At 34.4% G+C, this 22,152-nt stretch carries 23 protein-coding genes; 19 read left to right on the plus strand and 4 right to left on the minus strand.

Annotation, left to right across the window (positions count from 1 at the left end; genetic code table 11):
• From ACJJVT_RS04275 to hisIE, 19 genes are all read left to right on the plus strand, one after another.
• A complete protein-coding gene (locus ACJJVT_RS04275) occupies positions 1–1,401 on the plus strand; it encodes a bifunctional UDP-3-O-[3-hydroxymyristoyl] N-acetylglucosamine deacetylase/3-hydroxyacyl-ACP dehydratase (protein WP_405396812.1) in 1,401 nt (466 codons plus the stop codon).
• A gap of 1 nt (position 1,402) precedes the next feature.
• On the plus strand, positions 1,403–2,188 hold the full coding sequence (gene lpxA, locus ACJJVT_RS04280; RefSeq protein WP_133687493.1) for an acyl-ACP--UDP-N-acetylglucosamine O-acyltransferase: 786 nt from the start codon (positions 1,403–1,405) through the stop codon (positions 2,186–2,188).
• A 45-nt stretch (positions 2,189–2,233) separates the two neighbouring features.
• A complete protein-coding gene (gene efp / locus ACJJVT_RS04285) occupies positions 2,234–2,800 on the plus strand; it encodes an elongation factor P (protein ID WP_299799485.1) in 567 nt (188 codons plus the stop codon).
• A gap of 33 nt (positions 2,801–2,833) precedes the next feature.
• Positions 2,834–3,769: a UDP-3-O-(3-hydroxymyristoyl)glucosamine N-acyltransferase gene (locus ACJJVT_RS04290; protein WP_405396813.1), complete on the plus strand. Its 936-nt coding sequence runs from the start codon at positions 2,834–2,836 to the stop codon at positions 3,767–3,769.
• 70 nt (positions 3,770–3,839) lie between these two features.
• A complete protein-coding gene (sucD, locus tag ACJJVT_RS04295; protein ID WP_133671017.1) occupies positions 3,840–4,712 on the plus strand; it encodes a succinate--CoA ligase subunit alpha in 873 nt (290 codons plus the stop codon).
• Positions 4,713–4,818: 106 nt separating this feature from the next.
• Positions 4,819–5,568 carry a 3-oxoacyl-[acyl-carrier-protein] reductase gene (fabG, locus tag ACJJVT_RS04300; protein ID WP_405396814.1) on the plus strand — a complete coding sequence of 250 codons (750 nt, stop codon included), beginning with the start codon at positions 4,819–4,821 and terminating at the stop codon, positions 5,566–5,568.
• Between the two features lie 67 nt (positions 5,569–5,635).
• Positions 5,636–7,663, plus strand: coding sequence for a VWA domain-containing protein (locus tag ACJJVT_RS04305; protein WP_405396815.1), 2,028 nt, complete (start codon positions 5,636–5,638; stop codon positions 7,661–7,663).
• A gap of 10 nt (positions 7,664–7,673) precedes the next feature.
• On the plus strand, positions 7,674–8,489 hold the full coding sequence (locus tag ACJJVT_RS04310; protein ID WP_133671014.1) for a prohibitin family protein: 816 nt from the start codon (positions 7,674–7,676) through the stop codon (positions 8,487–8,489).
• Positions 8,490–8,724: 235 nt separating this feature from the next.
• On the plus strand, positions 8,725–9,582 hold the full coding sequence (hisG, locus tag ACJJVT_RS04315) for an ATP phosphoribosyltransferase (protein ID WP_299799489.1): 858 nt from the start codon (positions 8,725–8,727) through the stop codon (positions 9,580–9,582).
• Between the two features lie 89 nt (positions 9,583–9,671).
• A complete protein-coding gene (hisD, locus tag ACJJVT_RS04320) occupies positions 9,672–10,955 on the plus strand; it encodes a histidinol dehydrogenase (RefSeq protein WP_405396816.1) in 1,284 nt (427 codons plus the stop codon).
• 43 nt (positions 10,956–10,998) lie between these two features.
• Positions 10,999–12,039, plus strand: a complete 1,041-nt coding sequence (gene hisC, locus ACJJVT_RS04325) for a histidinol-phosphate transaminase (protein ID WP_405396817.1) — start codon at positions 10,999–11,001, stop codon at positions 12,037–12,039.
• 17 nt (positions 12,040–12,056) lie between these two features.
• Positions 12,057–13,022 (plus strand): DUF2167 domain-containing protein, encoded by a 966-nt coding sequence (locus tag ACJJVT_RS04330; RefSeq protein WP_299317033.1) that lies wholly within the window; start codon positions 12,057–12,059, stop codon positions 13,020–13,022.
• Between the two features lie 119 nt (positions 13,023–13,141).
• On the plus strand, positions 13,142–14,278 hold the full coding sequence (gene hisB / locus ACJJVT_RS04335; RefSeq protein ID WP_405396818.1) for a bifunctional histidinol-phosphatase/imidazoleglycerol-phosphate dehydratase HisB: 1,137 nt from the start codon (positions 13,142–13,144) through the stop codon (positions 14,276–14,278).
• A 43-nt stretch (positions 14,279–14,321) separates the two neighbouring features.
• On the plus strand, positions 14,322–14,954 hold the full coding sequence (gene hisH / locus ACJJVT_RS04340; protein WP_405396820.1) for an imidazole glycerol phosphate synthase subunit HisH: 633 nt from the start codon (positions 14,322–14,324) through the stop codon (positions 14,952–14,954).
• A complete protein-coding gene (locus ACJJVT_RS04345; protein ID WP_405396821.1) occupies positions 14,954–15,376 on the plus strand; it encodes a GNAT family N-acetyltransferase in 423 nt (140 codons plus the stop codon). The genes hisH and ACJJVT_RS04345 overlap by 1 nt, the downstream gene beginning before the upstream one ends.
• Positions 15,377–15,379: 3 nt before the next feature.
• Positions 15,380–16,144, plus strand: a complete 765-nt coding sequence (gene hisA, locus ACJJVT_RS04350) for a 1-(5-phosphoribosyl)-5-[(5-phosphoribosylamino)methylideneamino]imidazole-4-carboxamide isomerase (RefSeq protein ID WP_405396822.1) — start codon at positions 15,380–15,382, stop codon at positions 16,142–16,144.
• Positions 16,137–16,652 carry a DinB family protein gene (locus ACJJVT_RS04355; protein WP_405396823.1) on the plus strand — a complete coding sequence of 172 codons (516 nt, stop codon included), beginning with the start codon at positions 16,137–16,139 and terminating at the stop codon, positions 16,650–16,652. Before hisA ends, ACJJVT_RS04355 begins: the two co-directional genes overlap by 8 nt.
• A gap of 23 nt (positions 16,653–16,675) precedes the next feature.
• Positions 16,676–17,431: an imidazole glycerol phosphate synthase subunit HisF gene (gene hisF, locus ACJJVT_RS04360; protein WP_405396824.1), complete on the plus strand. Its 756-nt coding sequence runs from the start codon at positions 16,676–16,678 to the stop codon at positions 17,429–17,431.
• A gap of 218 nt (positions 17,432–17,649) precedes the next feature.
• Positions 17,650–18,258 (plus strand): bifunctional phosphoribosyl-AMP cyclohydrolase/phosphoribosyl-ATP diphosphatase HisIE, encoded by a 609-nt coding sequence (gene hisIE, locus ACJJVT_RS04365; protein WP_405397530.1) that lies wholly within the window; start codon positions 17,650–17,652, stop codon positions 18,256–18,258.
• 46 nt (positions 18,259–18,304) lie between these two features.
• On the opposite strand, the gene ACJJVT_RS04370 is transcribed toward hisIE, so the two are convergent.
• The 4 genes from ACJJVT_RS04370 to ACJJVT_RS04385 form a co-directional block, all read right to left on the minus strand.
• Positions 18,305–18,916, minus strand: coding sequence for a DJ-1/PfpI family protein (locus tag ACJJVT_RS04370; protein WP_405396826.1), 612 nt, complete (start codon positions 18,914–18,916; stop codon positions 18,305–18,307).
• A 239-nt stretch (positions 18,917–19,155) separates the two neighbouring features.
• Positions 19,156–19,566: a GNAT family N-acetyltransferase gene (locus ACJJVT_RS04375; protein WP_405396828.1), complete on the minus strand. Its 411-nt coding sequence runs from the start codon at positions 19,564–19,566 to the stop codon at positions 19,156–19,158.
• Positions 19,567–19,609: 43 nt separating this feature from the next.
• Positions 19,610–19,804 (minus strand): hypothetical protein, encoded by a 195-nt coding sequence (locus ACJJVT_RS04380; protein ID WP_299317043.1) that lies wholly within the window; start codon positions 19,802–19,804, stop codon positions 19,610–19,612.
• A gap of 353 nt (positions 19,805–20,157) precedes the next feature.
• Complete coding sequence (locus tag ACJJVT_RS04385; RefSeq protein ID WP_405396829.1) at positions 20,158–21,966, minus strand: glycoside hydrolase family 2 protein; 1,809 nt, start codon at positions 21,964–21,966, stop codon at positions 20,158–20,160.
• Between the last annotated feature and the right edge of the window lie 186 nt (positions 21,967–22,152).

Below are 22,152 nucleotides of genomic sequence, written 5' to 3' on the forward strand. Positions count from 1 at the left end.
ATGAGTACAATAAACAACAAACAAAGAACAATTAGTAAAGAAGTAAGCCTAACGGGAGTTGGTTTACATACTGGAAGCAATGTTACCATTAAATTTTTACCTGCAGATGAAAACCACGGTTATGCATTTAAAAGGGTAGATTTAGAAGGAGAACCAATTATACCAGCTGATGCTAACCTAGTTATAAACACACAAAGAGGCACCAACTTAGAGAAGAATGGTGTTAAAATTCAGACTTCAGAGCATGTTTTGGCAGCTTTGGTAGGGCTTGAAATAGATAATGTACTAATTGAGTTGAACGCTGCAGAGCCACCTATTATGGATGGTTCTTCTAAATTCTTTGTAGAAGTTTTAGAGAATGCTGGTATCGTTGAGCAAGAAGCTGAACGTGAAGAATATATTGTTAAAGATGTAATTTCTTTTAAGGATGAAGAGACAGGTAGTGAAATAACAATTATACCATCAGACGAATATCAGTTGATGACAATGGTTGATTTTGGAACTAAAGTTTTAGGAACCCAAAACGCTACATTAGAAAAACTTTCTGATTTTAAATCTGAAATTTCAAATGCCCGTACCTTTAGTTTTCTACACGAGTTAGAAATGCTTTTGGAAAACGGACTAATAAAAGGTGGTGATCTAAACAATGCTATTGTTTATGTAGACAAGGAAATTTCTCAAGCTACCATGACGAAATTAGAGAAGGCTTTTGATAAAAAGAAGCTTTCTGTTAAGGCAAATGGTATTTTAGATAACCTAACATTACACCAGCCTAACGAAGCAGCAAGACATAAATTATTAGATGTTATTGGTGATTTAGCATTAATTGGTACACGTATACGTGGTAAGGTAATTGCTAACAAGCCTGGTCATTACGTAAACAATCAATTTGCGAAGAAGCTTTCACAAATTATCAAATTAGAAAAACGAAATAAAGTTCCGAAGTACGACTTAAGTCTACCTCCTTTAATGGATATCCATAAAATAATGGATATGTTACCTCACAGACCACCTTTCTTATTAATAGATCGTATAATCGAACTATCAGATAAGCATGTTGTGGGTATGAAAAATGTGACGATGAACGAACCTTTCTTCGTTGGTCACTTTCCAGGTGCTCCTGTAATGCCAGGTGTGCTTCAAGTAGAAGCGATGGCACAAACAGGTGGTATTTTAGTTTTAAGTACTGTGCCGGATCCAGAAAATTATTTGACTTTATTTATGAAAATAGATAAGGTGAAATTTAAAAGGCAAGTATTGCCAGGCGATACATTAATATTTCACTGTAGTTTAATTACACCGATTAGAAGAGGTATTTGTCATATGCAAGCTTATGCATACGCAAATGACAAATTGGTGAGTGAAGCTGAATTAATGGCGCAAATAGTTAAAAGAACATAGAATGAATCAACCTTTAGCCTATATACATCCGGGAGCTAAAATTGCTAAAAACGTAGTAGTTGAACCGTTTACAACTATCCATAATAACGTTATCATTGGCGATGGCACTTGGATCGGGTCAAATGTGACCATAATGGAAGGTGCTCGTATTGGTAAGAATTGTAATATTTTTCCTGGTGCCGTAATATCTGCTTCTCCACAAGATTTAAAATACGATGGTGAAGAGACTACCGTTGAAATCGGCGATAACACTACTATTAGAGAATGTGCTACCATACACAAAGGCACCTCTGATCGTATGAAAACTGTTATCGGTAAAAATTGTCTGATAATGGCATATTGCCACGTGGCACATGATTGCTTGGTTGGCGATAACTGTATTTTCTCAAATAACTCTACATTAGCAGGTCACGTTACTATTGGTGACAATGTTATATTGGCTGGTTTGGTAGCAGTACATCAATTTGTATCTGTTGGTCAACATGCTTTTGTAACTGGAGGTTCCTTGGTAAGAAAAGATGTTCCGCCTTATGTAAAAGCAGCAAGAGAGCCTTTATCTTATGTGGGAATCAATTCTGTGGGATTAAGAAGAAGAGGATTTGTATCTGATAAAATTAGGGAAATTCAGAATATCTACAGAATTCTATATCAAAAGAATTATAACAACACTCAAGCTGTTCAAATAATTGAAGCGGAGATGGAAGCAACACCTGAACGTGACGAGATTTTGCAATTTATTCGTGATTCTCAACGTGGAATCATGAAAGGTTATTTCAGCAATAATTAAAGAATTACTTTAAACTTAAGTTAACAATATTAATACACATTACGAATGGCATCTACATCAGATATACGAAAAGGACTTTGCATAAGATATAATAACGATATCTATAAGATTATTGAATTTTTACACGTAAAACCGGGTAAAGGTCCTGCTTTTGTTCGTACCAAATTAAAAAGTGTTACGTCTGGTAAAGTATTGGACAATACTTTTTCAGCTGGTCATAAAATAGAAGATGTACGTGTAGAAACACGTTCTTACCAATATCTATATCCAGAAGGTGAAACATATCACTTTATGAATACCGATGATTACAACCAAATTACATTGCAAGAGAGTTCTCTTGATGCACCGGGACTATTAAAAGAAGGTGAAGTGGTTAAAATTATGTTCAATACAGAAGATAGTATGCCTTTATCTGTAGAAATGCCTGCAAGTGTAGTTTTAGAAATTACATATACTGAACCTGGTGTTAAAGGAAATACAGCTACTAATGCTACTAAGCCTGCTACAGTTGAGACAGGTGCAGAGGTGAATGTTCCGTTATTCATTAACGAAGGTGATAAAGTTAAGATAGATACTTCTTCAGGTTCTTATATGGAACGTGTAAAAGAATAGAATATATTAATTAATTAGAATTAAGCGAATTAATTGAAATTTCCGACTACTTTTTCATTAAAACAGATTGCAGATATTATATCTAGCGAATATGTTGGGCATGATGATTTTCCGGTTTTAGGCATGAATGAAATTCATGTTGTAGTAAACGGAGATATTGTCTTTGTAGATCATCCAAAGTACTATGATAAAGCACTGCAGTCTAAGGCTACGGTGATTTTAATCAATAAAAATGTAGAATGCCCTAAAGGTAAAGCATTGTTAATTTCAGATGATCCATTTAGAGATTTTAATAAATTAACTACATTCTTTCAGCCGTTTGTGCCAAGTAGTCAAACAATTGCTGCTACTGCGAAAATCGGGAAAGATACCGTTATTCAACCCAATTGCTTTATAGGTAATAATGTTGATATAGGTGATAATTGCCTTATACACTCAAACGTTACTATTTATGATAATTGTATTGTAGGTAATAATGTTACCATACATGCAGGTAGTGTTTTAGGTGCTGATGCATTTTATTATAAAAAACGACCCGAAGGATTCGATAAACTAATATCTGGTGGAAGAGTCGTTTTAAAAGATAATGTAGATATTGGTGCTCTTTGTACAATCGATAAAGGTGTTACTGGTGATACAACAATCGGTTTTGGTACAAAACTAGATAATCAAGTTCATGTGGGTCATGATACTGTAATAGGTGAGAAGTGTTTAATTGCTTCGCAAACCGGTATAGCTGGTTGTGTTATTATAGAAGATGAAGTTACGATTTGGGGACAAGTGGGAACCAATAGCGGAATAACAATTGGTGCAAAAGCGGTAATAATGGGTCAAACCGGAGTTACAAAATCAGTGAAAGGTAGTAAGAGTTATTTCGGTACTCCTATCGAAGAATCACGTGAAAAGTTGAAACAATTGGCATATATCAAGAAGATTCCAGAAATAATTAAAAAAATGGATAAGAAATAAGGGTGTAAATGCTATAAAAGTCATTAACAACTTATATTTTTGTTCTAATCAAAAATAAAACTACAGTAGTATGAGCGTATTAGTAAATAAGGATTCCAAAATAATCGTACAAGGTTTCACTGGTAGTGAAGGTACTTTCCACGCCGGTCAGATGATTGAGTACGGTACTAATATCGTAGGTGGTGTTACTCCCGGTAAAGGAGGACAAGAGCATTTAGGCAAACCTGTTTTCAACACGGTTTCTGAAGCTGTTGAGAAAGTAGGTGCAGATACTACTATCATATTTGTTCCACCAGCTTTTGCTGCAGATGCGATTATGGAAGCTGCAGAAGCAGGTATTAAAGTTATTATTACAATTACAGAAGGTATTCCTGTTGCCGATATGGTTAAGGTTGCCAACTATATTAAAAATAGAGATTGTCGTTTAATCGGCCCTAACTGTCCTGGTGTTATTACTCCGGGTGAGGCTAAAGTTGGTATTATGCCAGGTTTTGTTTTCAAAGAGGGTAATGTTGGTATCGTATCTAAATCAGGTACATTAACTTATGAAGCTGCTGATCAAGTAGTACGTCAAGGTTTAGGTATTACAACTGCAATCGGTATTGGTGGTGATCCAATTATAGGAACAACTACTAAAGAAGCTGTTGAGCTTTTGATCAATGACCCAGAAACTAAATGTGTGGTTATGATCGGTGAAATTGGTGGTCAGTTAGAAGCAGATGCTGCTCAGTGGTATAAAGCAAGTGGAAGTAAAAAACCAGTTGTTGGTTTTATTGCTGGTGAAACTGCACCTGCTGGTAGAACAATGGGCCATGCTGGCGCAATTGTTGGTGGTAGCGATGATACTGCTCAAGCTAAAAAACGTATTATGAGAGAATGTGGAATTCACGTTGTGGATTCTCCTGCTGAAATTGGCTTAAAAGTAAAAGAGGTAATGGGTTAAGAACTCATATTTTTCATATAAAATCCCGTTTATAGCGGGATTTTTTTTAGCCTATAAATTAAACAAAAGGTATATTTGGTAAACTTCGGTTTTAAATAACGGACTTATGAAATTATTACAAGATAAAAACGTCATCATTACAGGAGCAAGTAGAGGAATTGGTATGGGTATTGCCAAGGTTTTTGCCGATTACGGTGCAAATGTTGCATTTACTTATAGCTCTAGTGAAGCTCCGGCTTTAGAATTGGAGAAAGAATTGAAAGCAAAAGGCGTTAATGCCAAGGCATACAAAAGTAATGCGGCTAGTTTTAAAGAAGCTGAAGAATTAGTAGCTAAGGTTTTAGAAGATTTTGGTGGAAGAATTGACGTATTGATCAATAACGCTGGTATCACAAAAGATAATCTTCTTATGCGTATGTCAGAAGCTGATTTTGATGCAGTTATCGATATCAATTTAAAATCTGTTTTTAATATGACGAAAGCAGTACAAAGAACCTTATTAAAGCAACGTAGTGGTTCTATCATCAACATGAGTAGTGTTGTTGGGGTAAAAGGTAACGCTGGTCAAACAAATTATGCTGCTTCTAAAGCCGGTATGATTGGCTTCACAAAGTCTGTGGCTCTTGAATTAGGTTCTAGAAATATTAGATGTAACGCTATCGCCCCTGGTTTTATTGAAACTGAGATGACCGATAAGTTAGATGAGAAAACCGTTCAAGGTTGGAGAGATGGGATACCTCTAAAACGTGGTGGTTCTACTGAAGATATAGCAAATGCTTGTCTTTTCTTTGCATCAGATTTGTCTGGTTACGTTACTGGTCAAGTATTGAATGTTGATGGAGGTATGTTAACCTAAGTCAAAAACAAACTCAGGAGGAATGTTATTTTTTTGATTCCTTTTTAAGAATAACTTTAGTTTATACATGGAAAGCATAACGGTATTGTATATTATTCTTGCTGCTATTGTAGCATTGGGTATCGTTGCTTTTCAATATATATATAAGCAGAAGGCTAAAAGCAAAATTCATTGGCTTTTAGCCTTTTTGCGTTTTATAGCTATTTTCGGGTTATTGCTTTTACTCATCAATCCGCAGTTCTCTCAAAAATCATACACTTTAGAGAAGCCTAATCTGGTGATATTGGCTGATAATTCTACCTCTATTACTGAGAGTGCAGCACAACTAAATGAAATATTATCTGAAATAAAGTCATCAAAAGATATTGCAGATAGATTTAAAATTGCCGATTATAGTTTTGGGGCTGACCTACAAATTTTTGATAGTCTTTCTTTTCAAGAGAAAAACACCAATATCTACAAATCGCTATCTGCTTTAAAAGAAGTGTACGCACGTGAACAGACAGTTACTATTCTATTGTCTGATGGAAATCAAACTATTGGGCAAGATTACAGCTATTTTAAATCCGATCAAAATAATAGTATTTACACGGTTGTTTTAGGCGACACAACTAAGTACAAAGACATTTCGGTTGGGACTATTCAAACCAACAAATACGCCTTTTTAAAGAATAAATTTCCGTTAGAAACCTTTGTATCTTATCAAGGTAACAGTGCTGTTTCAGCTACGGTAGCTATTAAAATGAATTCAAAAGTTGTTCATAAAGAGATTGTAAAATTAAATTCTCAGAATAATTACAAACCCATTTCTATTGAGGTAGAGGCGAATTCAGTGGGAATTAAAAATTTGGTTGTTGAAGTTTCACAGCTGGCAGAAGAACGAAATATTAAGAATAATCGAAGAACTACGAGTATCGAAGTAATCGATGAGAAAACTAAGATTGCTTTAATTTCAGATATTCTGCATCCGGACTTGGGTGCGCTTAAAAAGGCTATTGAAAGTAATGAGCAACGAGAAATTTCAATTTTAAAATCTAATGTAGCAAATAGTATTTTAGAAGATATAGACTTGTTTATTTTTTATCAGCCTACAGCTAGATTCAAGAATTCTTTTGAATACGCTAAGAGTAAAAACGCGAATACCTTTATTATAACCGGTACTCAAACAGATTACTCATTTTTGAATAACGCCAATGTACCTTTTGAAATAGAGAATGGTTATCCGCCGCAAGAGGTGTTCGGTTTATTGAATAATGCTTTTACAAAATATGATATTTCAAATTTTGATATAACAGATTTTCCGCCTTTAGTTAGTGATGCTGGACCAATACTTATTACTTTGCCCTACGAATCTTTATTGGGCACTCAAATAAAAGGTCTGAATATTCAGCAACCATTGTTGTCGGTAATGGAGAAGAATTCTCAGAAAATTGCACTATTAATGGGGGAGAACCTTTGGAAATGGAGAGTACAGACTTTTAGGAATACAAATGAATTTGTCAATTTCGATGAGTTTATAGGTAATCTAATTAGATATCTCACTAGTTCAAAGAACAAGTCGAGATTGAATGTTGATTATGAAAAGGTGTACGAGGGTAGTAGTAATACCGTAATCACGGCGACATATTTTGATGAAGCATTTTTATTTGATCCAAATGCCAAAGTGAAAATTAAAGTAACGAATACAGATACTAAAAAGGTCCAAACGAACCCAATGGTTTTTAAAAATGGATATTTCGAAGCAGACCTATCTAATTTAATCGCTGGGTCATATGAATTTGTAGTTTCTGTAGCGAATGAGTCAAAAACTGAAACTGGTAATTTTGTAATTTCTGAGTTTGATATGGAGAATCAATTTGTATCAAGCGATAATGTAAAGTTAGAAAAGCTGGCTATTAACTCTGGTGGAAAACAATTTTATCCTTCTCAAATTGAAGAACTACTCGCAGATTTGAAAGAAAATGATGCTTATGTGCCAACCGAGAAAAGCACTGAAAATATCGTATCTTTGATTGATTTCAGAATGCTTTTGGCAATTATAGTATTTGCCTTTGCAGCAGAATGGTTTATCAGAAAATATAACGGATTAATTTAAATAAACATTAATGGATAAGTTACCAAAGATTGCGTTACCCGCAATATTTATTTTTATTGTAGTAATTATTGCAATTTCAAAATCAACAGTTACAATAGACTCTGGTCAAGCAGGGGTTTTGTATAAAACTTTTGGTGGGGGTGTAGTGACTGATGAGCCACCTATGGGTGAAGGTTTTCATTTAGTAGCACCTTGGAATAGGGTTACCGTTTATGAAGTACGTCAACAAGAGGTTCTTGAAAAAATGAATGTACTTTCTAGTAATGGTCTTGATATAAAATTGGAAGCATCTGCTTGGTTCGAGCCAATTAGAAATGATTTAGGAAAACTACATCAAGAAAAAGGTGAAGACTATATTTCTAGAGTTCTTTTACCAACCATACGTTCTGCGGCACGTTCAGTAGTTGGTCGTTATACACCAGAGCAATTGTATTCAAGTAAAAGAGATGCCATTCAGCAAGAAATATTTGATGAGACTCAAAAAATAGTTTCAGGTCAATATATTCAATTGAACGAGATTTTGGTAAGAGATGTTACCTTGCCACCGACTATTAAAGATGCAATTGAAAGAAAATTAAAGCAAGAGCAAGAGTCATTAGAATATGAGTTTCGTTTGGTTACCGCTAAGAAAGAAGCTGAAAAAGTAACTATTGAAGCACAAGGTAAAGCAGATGCGAACAGAATTTTAAGTGCTTCGTTAACAGATAAAATTCTTCAAGATAAAGGTATCGATGCGACATTAAAATTGTCAGAATCACCTAATTCTAAAGTAATTGTAGTTGGTGGTGGAGACTCAGGATTACCTTTAATTTTAGGGAATAACTAAAACACGGACTTATTTATTTTTGTTTCATTTTAAACTTTTGTTTTGTGAAATGAAAAATACCTTTTACTTTTACAGTATAATGAAAAATAGAACTACACATCATCATTTCCATATTCACGCTCAGGCGAGGTAGGAATGTATTGTAGTAGAACAACATATTTTAAAAACCCGTTTGAGCAATCAAACGGGTTTTGTATTTAAATCTCTTTTGGTTGCCAAGCATTAAATAAAGAAAATGACTAAAATTAGAATTGCTATTCAAAAATCGGGAAGACTTAATGAGGAGTCCCTTCAAATTTTAAAAGACTGCGGAATTTCCATTGATAATGGTAAAGATCAGCTTAAAGCTTCCTCAAGAAACTTCCCAATGGAAGTGTTTTATTTAAGAAATGGAGATATACCTCAATACTTAAGAGACGGAGTGGTAGATATTGCTATCATTGGTGAAAACGTATTAATCGAAAAAGGCGAAGATATTTCAATTGCCGAAAAACTAGGCTTTTCTAAATGCAAAGTATCCTTGGCGGTACCAAAGTCAGTTAAGTACAATTCAGTTAAAGATTTTGAAGGTAAACGTATTGCAACATCTTACCCAAATACAGTATTGAACTATTTGAAAGATAAAGGTGTTAAAGCTGATTTGCACATTATTAGTGGTTCTGTTGAAATTGCACCTAATATTGGACTGGCAGATGCTATTTGCGATATCGTTTCTAGTGGTAGTACATTATTTAAAAACAACCTAAAAGAGGTTGAAGTAATGTTGACAAGTGAGGCTGTACTCGCTGTTTCTCCAAAAATTACCGAGGAGCGAAAAGAATTGCTTGAAAAATTACAATTTAGAATTCAGTCTGTTTTAAGAGCTAGAGGTTCTAAGTATGTATTGCTTAATGCACCAAATGATAAATTAGATGGCATTCTAAAACTTTTACCAGGAATGAGAAGTCCGACAGTATTGCCTTTGGCAGATGAAGGTTGGAGCTCAGTACACACTGTAATCAATAAAGATAAATTCTGGGAAGTAATCGATGAGTTAAAGAAAGCAGGTGCAGAAGGTATTCTTGTTTGCCCAATTGAGAAAATGGTATTGTAATTAAGCTATTAGCCTTTGGCTATTAGCTATTGTAAACAATTATTTTTTGCCAAGAGCGAACAGCTTAAGGCTAATAGCTAGTTAAAGAAATGAACAAAATATATAATCCTAAAAGACAAGATTGGAAAGATGTTCTTTTGCGTCCGACCCAAACTGTTGCCGATATTGAAGGATTGGTCAACACTATTTTTGAGGAAGTTAAGCTTGGTGGTGATAGTATCTTAAAAAAGTATACAACGGAGTTTGATAAGGTAAATTTAGATGGTCTTTTGATTTCAGAAAATGAAATTAAAGAAGCCAAAACATTGGTTTCAGAAGACCTTAAAACCGCTATTCAACTAGCGAAATCGAATATCGAAGTTTTTCATACTGCTCAGAAAACGGGTAGGGTTGAAGTGGAAACCACAGCGGGAGTTTCTTGTTGGCAAGAAAAAAGACCGATACAGAAAGTGGGATTGTATATTCCTGGGGGAACGGCTCCTTTGTTTTCTACTATTTTAATGTTGGCGGTACCGGCTACAATTGCAGGTTGTAATGAGATAGTATTATGTTCTCCTCCAGATAAGGAAGGGAAATTGAATCCTGCTATTTTGTATACGGCAGATTTATGTGGAGTAACCAAAATTGTAAAAGTAGGGGGAATTCAAGCTATCGCCGGTATGACTTTTGGTACTGAAACCATACCGCAAGTATATAAAGTTTTCGGACCAGGAAATCAATATGTAACCGTAGCAAAGCAAATTGCAACAAAGCACGGTGTCGCTATAGATATGCCTGCAGGTCCTTCTGAATTATTGGTTGTTGCCGATGATACTGCAAATGCGGTTTTTGTAGCTTCCGATTTATTGAGTCAGGCAGAACATGGGGTCGATAGTCAAGTGATTTTGGTTTCTACTTCTAAAGAAATGATTGATGCAGTGGAGAAAGAGGTTGCGCTTCAATTAGAAGATTTACCGCGTAAAGAAATTGCCAGACAAGCAATTGCAAATAGTAAATTGATTTACGTTGATAATGATCAAGATGCTATTGATTTAATAAATGAGTACGGACCAGAGCACTACATTGTTTGTGTAGATAATGAAGATTTCTATATCGATAATACGCTGAATGCGGGTTCTGTTTTTATTGGTAATTATACTCCTGAGAGTGCCGGTGATTATGCTTCTGGCACGAATCATACTTTACCAACAAATGGATATGCTAAGCAATACAGTGGTGTAAACCTTGATAGTTTTATGAAGAGTATGACTTTTCAGAAAATTACAAAAGATGGTATTCAAACAATTGGTAATGCTATTGAACTGATGGCAGAAGCAGAAGGTTTAGAAGCACATAAAAATGCAGTAACATTAAGATTAAATAGTTTAAAATAATGTCATTTCAGCTACGCTCAATGACCAACACCATATTGAACTGATGAGTTTCAATTTAGATAATATAACAAGAGAAAACGTAAAGGGCTTGAGTCCGTATTCTTCTGCACGGGACGAATATGTATCCGATGGTTCGACTATGGTTTTCTTAGATGCAAATGAGAATCCGTTTGAAAATGGAGTTAATAGATACCCAGATCCTCAACAGAGAGGCTTGAAAGCTACATTGGCTGAACAGAAGCGTATAAAGGAAGAAAATATACTTTTAGGCAATGGTAGCGATGAAGTTTTAGATTTGTTGTTCAGGGCTTTCTGTGAGCCTAAACAAGATAATATAATAACGCTTCCACCTACATACGGAATGTATAAGGTGCTTTCAGGGATTAATCTAGTAGAAAATAGAGAGGTATTATTGACTAATGATTTTCAGCCTAATGTTTCTGAAATCAAAAAGGCAATTAATGAGCATACGAAACTGTTGTTCATTTGCTCTCCCAACAATCCTACGGGAAATAGTTTTTCCACAAAAAGTATCAGTGAGCTTTTAAATTTTTTCAATGGTCTAGTTGTTATTGATGAGGCATATATCGATTTTTCATCCGAAGAAAGCTGGACATCAAAACTTGCAGAGTTTCCGAATCTAATTATTACTCAGACCTTATCAAAGGCATATGGTATGGCTGGTATACGTTTAGGTATTTGTATTGCATCAGCGGAGATTATTGCGGTGGTGAACAAAATTAAACCTCCATATAATGTGAATCAGTTAACACAAGAGAAAGCAACTACTCGTGTGTTAGATTTAAATTCTGTTAAGAACGAGGTAAATGAAATTTTAGCTGAAAGGACAAAATTAGAAGAGGCTTTAAAAACAGTTTCATTTGTAGAAAAAATTTATCCTACAGATGCAAACTTTATTTTGGCAAAAGTTGATGATGCTACGCTTAGGTATAAACAATTATTAGCTAAAGGGGTTGTAGTTAGAAATCGTACTACACAACCATTATGTGAGAATACCCTCCGTTTTACTGTAGGTAGTGCTGTAGAGAATAAAACACTTGCTGAGGCGTTAAAAATGATATAACCTTTAAACCAAAACCAATGAAAAGCAAGTTCATTTATTTTATTACATTATTAGTTACTGTTAGTATAGCTCGTGCTCAAGATATTGAAAGACTAGAATTTATAGCCGACAGTCTTAATCTAAGTGATGAAGAAACAGAGGCGTTGATCAGTTATAAAATGTATTCTGATAGCCTAGAAAATACCTTTACCTATATTTATGATAGGTCTATGCTTAATGGTGATGTTGCCAAAATAATGGTGCCAGAAGGCTATAAGTTTTTAGATAGTGAACAAGCGCAGCGTGTACTTTCTGATATTTGGGGAAACCCAAGAGATGAGTCTGTTATGGGGCTTTTGCTTAAAGAAGATGAAACTCCAGTAGAAACAACTTACGCTATTGAAATATCGTATTCAGAAGATGGATATATTGAGGATGACGATGCACAAGACATGGATTATGATGACTTGTTAAGTGAAATGCAAGATGATGTTAAAGAAGCAAATCCGCAAAGATCTAGTATGGGATACCCGACTGTAGATTTGATAGGTTGGGCAACAAAGCCTTATTATGATTCAGAAAACAAGAAATTATACTGGGCAAAAGAATTACTTTTTGAAGAAGAGGAAACCAGTACTTTAAATTACAATATTAGAGTTTTAGGTCGTAAGGGCTACATGAACCTAAATGTTATTGGTGACATGGACACGCTTGAAGATGTTGAGAATAACTTAGATCCAATTTTAGGAAGTGTATCGTTTAATACAGGTTACAAGTATTCTGAATTTGATCCTGATTTTGATGATGTTGCTGCTTACGGAATAGGAGGTTTAATCGCTGGTAAAATTTTGGCTAAAGCCGGATTCTTTGCTTTAATACTTAAATTTTGGAAGTTTATAGCAATAGGCGGAGTAGCGTTATTTGCAGGAGCAAAGAAATTCTTTTTTGGATCTAAAGAACAAACAGCAATTGAAGGTCCTAAAGATGATTCTAAATTGTCTTAGTATTTACTCGATAATCGAGATTTAAATGCTCGGACGCTTGCGTCGAAGTATTAATTTTATTTTCAATTCAATGCCTCGCGGACTTGTCCCGAGGTTATTTACCATTATATGAAAAAGCAATGAAAAAAAGAGTACTATTTATAGATCGTGATGGAACCATAATCAAAGAAACCGTAGATGAGCAAATAGATGCATTTGAGAAAATGATATTCTATCCAAAGTCATTCACTTTTCTTGGTAAAATTGCCAAAGAACTTGATTATGAGTTGGTGATGATTACCAATCAAGACGGATTAGGAACAGATGTGTTTCCTGAAGATACCTTTTGGCCGGTGCACAATTTCATTCTTAAATCTTTTGAAAATGAAGGCGTCGTTTTTGATAAGGTGTTTTTAGATAGAACTTTTCCACATGAAAATGCTGATACTAGAAAACCTGGTACTGGTTTACTGACCGAGTATTTTTCTGATGAATATGATTTAGAAAATTCTTATGTAATAGGTGATAGATTAACCGATATGGAATTGGCTAAGAACTTAGGCTCTAAAGGTATTTTCATAAATGATGAGACCAACTTGGGTACGGGTGAAATTACGGTAAAACGTGATGAACTAGATAGCCATATTGCTATTGAAAGCAATGATTGGGAGAAGATTTATGAGTTCTTGAAATTGAATGACAGAACGGCTGAAATTCATAGAAAAACTAATGAAACTGATATTGCCATAAAACTGAACCTGGATGGTACTGGTAAAAGTGATATTAAAACCGGATTGGCATTTTTTGACCATATGCTAGATCAATTGGCTCGTCATGGGCAAATGGATCTAATGATAAAGGTAGATGGTGATCTAGAAGTTGATGAACACCATACTATAGAAGATACAGGTATTGCACTTGGTGAAGTATTTCATATGGCCTTAGGAAATAAATTAGGTATTGAACGATACGGTTTCTGTTTACCTATGGATGATTGTTTAGCGCAATCTGCAATAGATTTTGGTGGCAGAAATTGGTTAGTCTGGGATGCAGACTTTAAGCGTGAAATGGTGGGTGATATGCCTACAGAAATGTTTCATCATTTCTTTAAATCATTCACTGACGGAGCAAAAGCAAACCTAAATATTAAGGCAGAAGGTACCAACGAACATCATAAGATTGAAGCCATTTTTAAAGCTTTTGCAAAGAGCATAAAAATGTCTGTGAAGAGAGATGTTGAGAAGATGGTGTTACCAAGTACGAAGGGAGTCCTTTAAATGCCCCCTAACCCCCAAAGGGGGAATTTTCAAATAATGTATTATGAGTTTAGAAAGTAAGAAGTCACCTTTAAGCACCCCTTTTGGGGGCGGGGGGGGCATAGTAATAATAAATTACGGGGCAGGAAATATTCAAAGTATTAAGTTCGCCATTAAAAGGTTAGGCTATGATGCAGTTTTGACTAATGATGTTGAGGAAATCATAAAAGCCGATAAGGTAATATTCCCAGGAGTAGGTGAGGCGAGTAGCGCTATGCACAAACTTCGTGATAGCGGATTGGATAAATTAATTCCCACATTGAAGCAACCTGTTTTAGGTATTTGTTTAGGTATGCAATTAATGTGTCATTCGTCTGAGGAAGGTAATACTACTGGACTAGGAATTTTTGATGTTGATGTCGTAAAGTTTGAAAATACAGTAAAGGTTCCACAGATTGGATGGAATCAGATTACAAATTTGAAATCTGAATTATTTAATGGTATTGAAGAAAAAGAGCATATTTATCTAGTGCATAGTTTTTATGCGCCATTGTGTTCTGAAACAATTGCTGAATGTACTTATGGTTTAGATTATAGTGCTGCATTGAGAAAAGATAATTTTTACGGTACTCAGTTTCACCCAGAGAAATCTAGTGACGTAGGGGAGAAGATTTTAGAGAATTTTTTAAAAATGTAATGAAGCAAGATTATTTTATTTCAACTGATAAAAACCTTGTCAATGTAGATGCAATTCAACAGTTTATTGCTAATTCATATTGGGGTGACAATAGAACATTAGAAGAAGTAAAAACAACGATTGAAAACTCTTACTGTTTTGGAATATACACTAAAGAAAATGATCAAATTGGCTTTGCCAGAGTAGTCACCGATTATATTTATTTCGGATATTTTATGGATGTGATTATTCTAGATATATTTCAAGGTAAGGGTTATGGTAAGATTTTAGTGAAAGCGATGTTAGAAGATACTACCATTAAAAAACTTAAAACATTAGCATTAAAAACTAAAGATGCCCATTTGTTATATGAGCGTTTCGGATTTAATAAAATAGGAGATTCACCATTGTGGATGTCTGTTGATAAACAAATTTTAGATTAAAGAATGAGAATTATTCCTGCTATAGATATCATTGATGGTAAATGTGTCCGCCTTTCTAAGGGAGACTACGATACCAAAAAAATATATAATGAGAACCCGTTAGAGGTAGCTAAAGAATTTGAGGCACACGGTATTAAGCATCTGCATTTAGTGGATTTAGATGGTGCAAAATCTAAACATATCGTCAACCATAAAGTTTTAGAGCAGATTGCCTCGCAAACAGGTTTAAAAATTGATTTTGGAGGTGGATTAAAAACTGATGACGATTTACGTATTGCTTTTGAAAGTGGTGCTAGACAAATTACTGGTGGTAGTATTGCAGTAAAAGACCCTAAAACTTTTCTTGGTTGGATAGAAAAGCATGGTGCTGATAAAATAATATTAGGTGCAGATGCTATGGATGAAAAGGTAGCTGTTTCTGGTTGGCTAGAAGAGTCAAAGGAAGAATTGATTCCATTTATACAATCATATCAACAAAAAGGAATTCAATATGTAATTTGCACTGATATTAGTAAGGATGGTATGTTAGAAGGTCCGTCTTTTGATTTATACAAGAAGATAATTGCACAAACAGATGTCAGTCTGAGCGCAGTTGAAGACCAATCTGTGTTACAAATAAAATTAATTGCCAGTGGCGGAATATCAACTTTTGATGAATTACCTAAATTAGCAGAAATGGGTTGTGAAGGCACCATTATCGGTAAAGCTATTTATGAAAATAGAATAAGCTTAAAGCAATTAGAAACATATATTTTAGGTAATGGATAAAGAAGAACGCTTAGTTGAAGAAATTGTTGAAAATGCGATGTACCGTATGGATGAAAGTACACGTATGATCAAGAAAAGTCTTTCTGAAATATCGGAAGAAGAAATTTGGCAGAAACCTAATGCTTCTTTAAACAGTATAGCTAATCTTATTTTACATCTGTGTGGTAATATGACACAATATGTAATTTCTTCTATAGGCGAGATCGATGATAATAGAAATAGAGATGCCGAGTTTTCTGTTAATTCAGGTCTAACAAAAGTAGAGTTATTACATAAGTTGGAAGATACGGTAGATTCCGTAAAACGTGTCATATTTGATTCTACAGCCGATAAGTTGATAAAAGTGAGATCTGTACAAGGAATGTCTTTTTCGGGGGTTGGTGCAATTATGCATGCCGTTGAACATTATTCATACCATACCGGTCAAATTGCTTTTTATGTGAAACTGATTAAAGAAAAAGATTTGGGATTTTATGACGGAGTAGATTTGAATATTAAAAATGAGTAATTAGTGCTTAATACTAAAAAAATATGCTTGCTAAGAGAATAATACCTTGTTTAGATATCAAAGATGGTAGAACTGTAAAAGGTGTCAATTTCGTTGACTTACGTGATGCGGGTGACCCTGTTGAGTTGGCTGAAATTTATAGTCGCGAAGGGGCAGATGAATTGGTGTTCTTAGATATTTCGGCAACGGAACAGAAAAGAAAAACATTGGCAGATTTAGTGTATCGCGTTGCAGAAAAAGTTAATATTCCGTTTACTGTTGGTGGCGGAATTTCTTCTGTTGAAGATGTAGATATTTTGCTGCATAACGGAGCGGATAAGGTTTCAATAAATTCATCTGCCGTAAAGAATCCGCAGTTGATTAACGATTTGGTTGCCAAATTTGGGTCACAATGTATTGTTGTTGCTATAGATGCTAAACAGATTGATGGAGAGTGGATAGTGCATTTGGTTGGAGGTAAAGTACCGACCGACAGAAAATTATTTGAATGGGCAAAAGAAGTAGAAGAACGAGGTGCAGGAGAAATTCTCTTTACCTCAATGGATAATGATGGCACTAAAGACGGATTCGCAAATGAAGCATTGGCAAAATTGTCAACGGAGTTAAATATTCCAATAATTGCTTCAGGTGGTGCAGGTAACAAACAGCATTTTACTGATACTTTTGTTGAAGGTAAAGCAGATGCAGCTTTGGCGGCTAGTGTTTTTCACTTTAAGGAAATAGGTATTCAAGAATTGAAGACTGACTTGAAGAATAACGGTATTCCTGTTCGATTATAGTTTACAGTTTTTAGTAAACAGTATCACTGTTCAGTTTGCAGATTTGATAAGCGAAATGTCACTTCGACTACGATCAGTGACCGAATTGAAATTGTCAAACGAGATGTTATTTGGAGTTTATCTTGCCGTGGCAGGTGCAATCGAAAGTTTGTGTTCACGATAAGTATATCGTCTTTTAAAAAATATGATTAATAGAATTGAAATTGAATAAAAAGAATATGGAGTTTAATACACCTAATTGGGAGAAAATGAGTGACGGACTAGTACCTGCGATTATACAAGACGCACGTACGAAGAATGTATTGATGCTTGGCTACATGAATGGCGAAGCTTTGAAAAAAACTACTGATAGTGGTAAGGTTACATTTTTTAGTCGTTCTAAGCAGCGTTTATGGACTAAAGGTGAAGAAAGCGGAAACTTTTTGAATTTAGTTTCTATTAAAAATGACTGTGACGATGATTCACTTTTAATTACTGTAAATCCTGTAGGACCTACATGTCATACCGGTACAGATACCTGTTGGAAAGAAGAAAACAATTCACAATTCGGATTCTTTTCAGAGTTAGAAGATACTATTAAAGAAAGAAGAACTACTGCTGACGATAGCAAATCTTATGTAGCTTCTTTGTTTAAAAAAGGAATAAATAAAATTGCCCAAAAAGTAGGGGAGGAAGCTGTGGAAACTGTTATTGAAGCAATGGATGATAATGATGAGTTGTTCTTGTACGAGAGTGCAGATTTATTATTTCACTACTTAATGCTGTTACAGGCAAAAGGCTTTACACTTAAAGATATTGAAGCTGAATTAATGAAAAGGCAGAAATAGATTTTATAAGTTCAAATGATACGTTAACTGCTTTTGATGAAGTTTATCATTCTGCAGTAAACGTATCATTATCTTTATCTTCGATCCAGTTGTATTCTATTTCCCAAGCTACATTTCTAGCAAAATCTAAACCATGTCGGTCGGCTAAAAATCCTAAAGCCATATCCATACCTGCACTTACACCTGAAGAGGTATAATAATTTTCGTCTACCTTCCAACGAGCTTCTTTATCCCATTGCACCTCTGGTCCGTTGGTAACGACCCATGCAAATGCACGTTTGTTTGAAGTAGCCTGCCTTTTATCTAAAAGTCCCGACTTTGCTAAGAGGGCACTTCCTGTACAGACGGTCATAACATATGTACTCGATAGGCTTATATCTTTAATAGAAGTTATTAGCTTTGTATTATTTACTTCTACCCTTGTTCCTAAACCACCAGGAATTAAAAAGGCAAATGGCTTTTTATTGATATCTGCTAGTTTTTCTGTCATTATAGGGACTTGATGTCTATTGGTCACAATACCACCTTCAAGTGAATAGAATTTTAAAGTATATAAGTCGGTTAATCGTCCAAATATTTCAGCAGGTCCAAATACATCAAGGGTTTCATAGTTGTTGAAAAGCAAGAATGCAATTTCTTCTTTTTCAGTTGAACTCATTTGGCTGGAATTTTCTTGGGCAGTTAGATTTGAACTGACAATTAATACAACTAATATAGATTTTATAAGCTTAGTAAACATCTGCATAACTGTTATTTAAATAATTACCTAGAAGAAAATTTCGTTCTAAAATAAGATAATTTTTAAATGAATCTATGGGATTACTTGTTGGTATTGTTTATAACTAGTATTATTATCAATACCATAATATATCAGCAGGAATTTTCAGGAATAAGGTGTCAAAATATCCGTTCCATGATAACATAATCTAAACCTCCCTTTCTGAAGGTGCTATCTGTGACTACCATTCCAAATTTTTTATAATAATCCATTTTATTTGTTCTGGCATTACACCAAATTCTTTTCAATGATTTCTTACCAGCAACTTGTATAATTTCATTTAGTAGTAAACTGCCATATCCTTTACCTTGGTAATTTTCTAATGTAGCAAATTTTCTAAATTGAGCCTCTTCGTCCTTAATAAATAAGGATACTATTGAAATTAATGTATCATCTAAAAATAGTCCATAATGTAGACCTTTGTCGTCATTAGGTAGCTTTACGTAATCTAAAGGTTTAGTTGGCCACATTACCTGATGTCTAATCGGTAATGTTTCTTTGGAAGTTATTTGTATGATTTTTGAGTTCATAATTCTAGCAATGCTACTACCCAAATATACTTATGTATTTGTTTTATTCAAGAACTAAACAATCTTGAACACTACCAATAGATACCCATTTGAACTGTATAGGTGACCACATTTCGTTGTTACTTGATGTCGACGAGTTGTTGTCTTTTATAAATACTTGGTCGTTTTCGGTAAACACATGTTGTGTTTCTATTACTGCTTGAGAATATACTCTGATAGGTTTCTTTTTTCTACTCATTGTACGTTTTTCTTATATCAGTTTTCGTCGTCCGCAACTAATTACAATGGACTGGAGAATTAATAGTAGTAAGCTGATTAATAGTGGTTTCATTTTTTTTGATTGACAACCTTAACAATAAATAGTTGAATCAAAAACCGATAATTTTTAAGTAAAACCCATAATTCTCAATTTTGTTGTGTAGTAATGATGCTAATTAGTTTTGATTGAGTTGTTTAAAGTATACACGCACAGTTATGAATTAACGTATTCTTCTGGAGCGTATACTGAACAACTATAGTTTTAAAAGTATAAAAGCGATTGATTACACTGTAGTAATCAATCGCTTTTATATTCAATAATATCAATATTTTTTATTTCTTATCCATATCAAGATAATACTCTTGTAAGGTGAAAAAAGCTTTCTTCTTCATGCCCTGTTCAGAGATCAATCCTTTTCTATTGAAATCATCTTGTATTCTACGTAAAGGACGTCTTGATGAACGAAAATCCATCAAAATCCAAGGAGATAAACCTGCCATAAAATCGATATTTTTCATCATTTTAATATTAGATTTAAAGAGTTCATCTTGGTATTCTTCTGTCCATCTTTCATTTTTATCACCATGTAAACCGTATAAAGCTCCACCGCCAATTTCACTCATGATCATTGGTTTGTTGTAAGCACTTGCCCATTTAATACTACTACATGAATCTACATCACCATAATACCATCCGCAATAATTATTGATCCCGATAACATCAACAACTTCACCTAATGGGTCTTCTATTAAATTACCATCATCACCTTTACCTTGTGTGTCTAATGCAGCGGTAATTAATCTTGTATTGTCTAATTGTCTCGCTTTCTTGGCTAGGTTGCCTATAAAAGATAAACGTGGCTCACTTTCAGGTGTTTCATTTGCCATAGACCATAGCACAACTGAAGCTCTATTTTTATCACGAGAGATCATTTCAGTAAGCTGATTTTCAGCGTTGGCATAAGTATCCTCATTATCGAACTGTATAGTCCAGTACACGGGTATTTCTGACCATATTAAAAAACCCATTTTCTCTGCTTCTTTCACCATTGCCTCGCTATGTGGGTAATGTGCTAATCGCAGAAAATTGCAACCTAATTCTTTTGCCCAATTCAATAGTACCTTACATTCTTCAGCAGAAACTACGCGACCTGTTTTAAATGCTGCCTCTTCGTGAATACTAATGCCTTTTAGAAAGGTTTCTTTTCCATTTATCAATATTTTAGAGCCGTCTGTGGTTATCGTCCTAAATCCTATTTGATCTACAACTTTATCAGTATTGGTTTCTATAATTACTTCGTATAATTTAGGGGAATCTGGTGACCATAGTTTTGGTTTCGCATTTATGGTAAATGACGCTTTTCCATTTTTTGCTATTGCTTTTACGGTTTTCTTTAGCTCAGGTATTTGAATGCTTACAGCATCACCCTCTTTTGCATTGGCTAAACTTACCCAACCACTTATTTTATTGGTGACTCCTTTTTCTAATTGAACAGCGTAATCTTCTATATGGGTTTTAGGTACATTTATTAAATGTACAGATCTTGTAATTCCACCATAATTCCACCAATCTTGATTTACGGTTGGCACATTTTCTTTTTTACGTTTGTTATCGACTTTTACGACAACAAAGTTATTTCCTTCTACGAGTTTATCTGTGACATTAAATTGAAACGGAGTGTAACCACCAACATGTTTACCTAATTTTTCTCCGTTCAAATAAACGATGGCTTCGTAGTTTACGGCTTCAAAATATAGAAAGCTTTCTTGATTAGAAGTAGGGGTATAGTTGAAATCTTTTTTGTACCACAATGTGCCTTCATAGTAGTATAGCTTATCCATTTGGGTGTTCCAATCACCGGGTACATTTAACTGAAGGCTGGTGTCAAAATTATATTCTATAAGGTCTGACGGAGATTGCATTTTTGCATTCTTGAAGTAGCCTTTATCATATTCTTGCAGTCTGTGATTATAGAATCCGTTTTCTAATGGATCTACGATAATATCCCATTTTCCATTTAATGATGTCTTTTGTCTAGCATCTATATTTTGAAGTAGATTAGCGTATTCAGTTTCTTGAGCAGTAATGGATATGCTGTAAAATATAAAGAAAACTAGCGCAATGTTGTTTAGGTTTTTCATTTGGTAAGCTGAGTTTTAAGTTAGACCTGAAATTTACCGTTTTAATTAAAAAACAGTGCAAATTTTTAAAACAATATAGATTTTAATTCTTGTCTGTCAATGTTAGTATTTTCTTAAATATTCATTTTTGGTGTAACATTTTTAAAAGGATATAGTCATATTGCGGTATTCATCAATCAATTAAAC

It is taken from the genome of Maribacter sp. Asnod2-G09 (assembly GCF_045063795.1).
Classification (GTDB): domain Bacteria; phylum Bacteroidota; class Bacteroidia; order Flavobacteriales; family Flavobacteriaceae; genus Maribacter.

Bases quoted from the DNA above. Each gene is read 5' to 3' on its own strand.
- ACJJVT_RS04275 (WP_405396812.1), top strand. From the start codon at position 1: ATGAGTACAATAAACAACAAACAAAGAACAATTAGTAAAGAAGTAAGC.
- lpxA (WP_133687493.1), top strand. From the start codon at position 1,403: ATGAATCAACCTTTAGCCTATATACATCCGGGAGCTAAAATTGCTAAA.
- efp (WP_299799485.1), top strand. From the start codon at position 2,234: ATGGCATCTACATCAGATATACGAAAAGGACTTTGCATAAGATATAAT.
- sucD (WP_133671017.1), top strand. From the start codon at position 3,840: ATGAGCGTATTAGTAAATAAGGATTCCAAAATAATCGTACAAGGTTTC.
- fabG (WP_405396814.1), top strand. From the start codon at position 4,819: ATGAAATTATTACAAGATAAAAACGTCATCATTACAGGAGCAAGTAGA.
- ACJJVT_RS04305 (WP_405396815.1), top strand. From the start codon at position 5,636: ATGGAAAGCATAACGGTATTGTATATTATTCTTGCTGCTATTGTAGCA.
- ACJJVT_RS04310 (WP_133671014.1), top strand. From the start codon at position 7,674: ATGGATAAGTTACCAAAGATTGCGTTACCCGCAATATTTATTTTTATT.
- hisG (WP_299799489.1), top strand. From the start codon at position 8,725: ATGACTAAAATTAGAATTGCTATTCAAAAATCGGGAAGACTTAATGAG.
- hisD (WP_405396816.1), top strand. From the start codon at position 9,672: ATGAACAAAATATATAATCCTAAAAGACAAGATTGGAAAGATGTTCTT.
- hisC (WP_405396817.1), top strand. From the start codon at position 10,999: ATGAGTTTCAATTTAGATAATATAACAAGAGAAAACGTAAAGGGCTTG.
- ACJJVT_RS04330 (WP_299317033.1), top strand. From the start codon at position 12,057: ATGAAAAGCAAGTTCATTTATTTTATTACATTATTAGTTACTGTTAGT.
- hisB (WP_405396818.1), top strand. From the start codon at position 13,142: ATGAAAAAAAGAGTACTATTTATAGATCGTGATGGAACCATAATCAAA.
- hisH (WP_405396820.1), top strand. From the start codon at position 14,322: ATGAGTTTAGAAAGTAAGAAGTCACCTTTAAGCACCCCTTTTGGGGGC.
- ACJJVT_RS04345 (WP_405396821.1), top strand. From the start codon at position 14,954: ATGAAGCAAGATTATTTTATTTCAACTGATAAAAACCTTGTCAATGTA.
- hisA (WP_405396822.1), top strand. From the start codon at position 15,380: ATGAGAATTATTCCTGCTATAGATATCATTGATGGTAAATGTGTCCGC.
- ACJJVT_RS04355 (WP_405396823.1), top strand. From the start codon at position 16,137: ATGGATAAAGAAGAACGCTTAGTTGAAGAAATTGTTGAAAATGCGATG.
- hisF (WP_405396824.1), top strand. From the start codon at position 16,676: ATGCTTGCTAAGAGAATAATACCTTGTTTAGATATCAAAGATGGTAGA.
- hisIE (WP_405397530.1), top strand. From the start codon at position 17,650: ATGGAGTTTAATACACCTAATTGGGAGAAAATGAGTGACGGACTAGTA.
- ACJJVT_RS04370 (WP_405396826.1), bottom strand. From the start codon at position 18,916: ATGAGTTCAACTGAAAAAGAAGAAATTGCATTCTTGCTTTTCAACAAC.
- ACJJVT_RS04375 (WP_405396828.1), bottom strand. From the start codon at position 19,566: ATGAACTCAAAAATCATACAAATAACTTCCAAAGAAACATTACCGATT.
- ACJJVT_RS04380 (WP_299317043.1), bottom strand. From the start codon at position 19,804: ATGAGTAGAAAAAAGAAACCTATCAGAGTATATTCTCAAGCAGTAATA.
- ACJJVT_RS04385 (WP_405396829.1), bottom strand. From the start codon at position 21,966: ATGAAAAACCTAAACAACATTGCGCTAGTTTTCTTTATATTTTACAGC.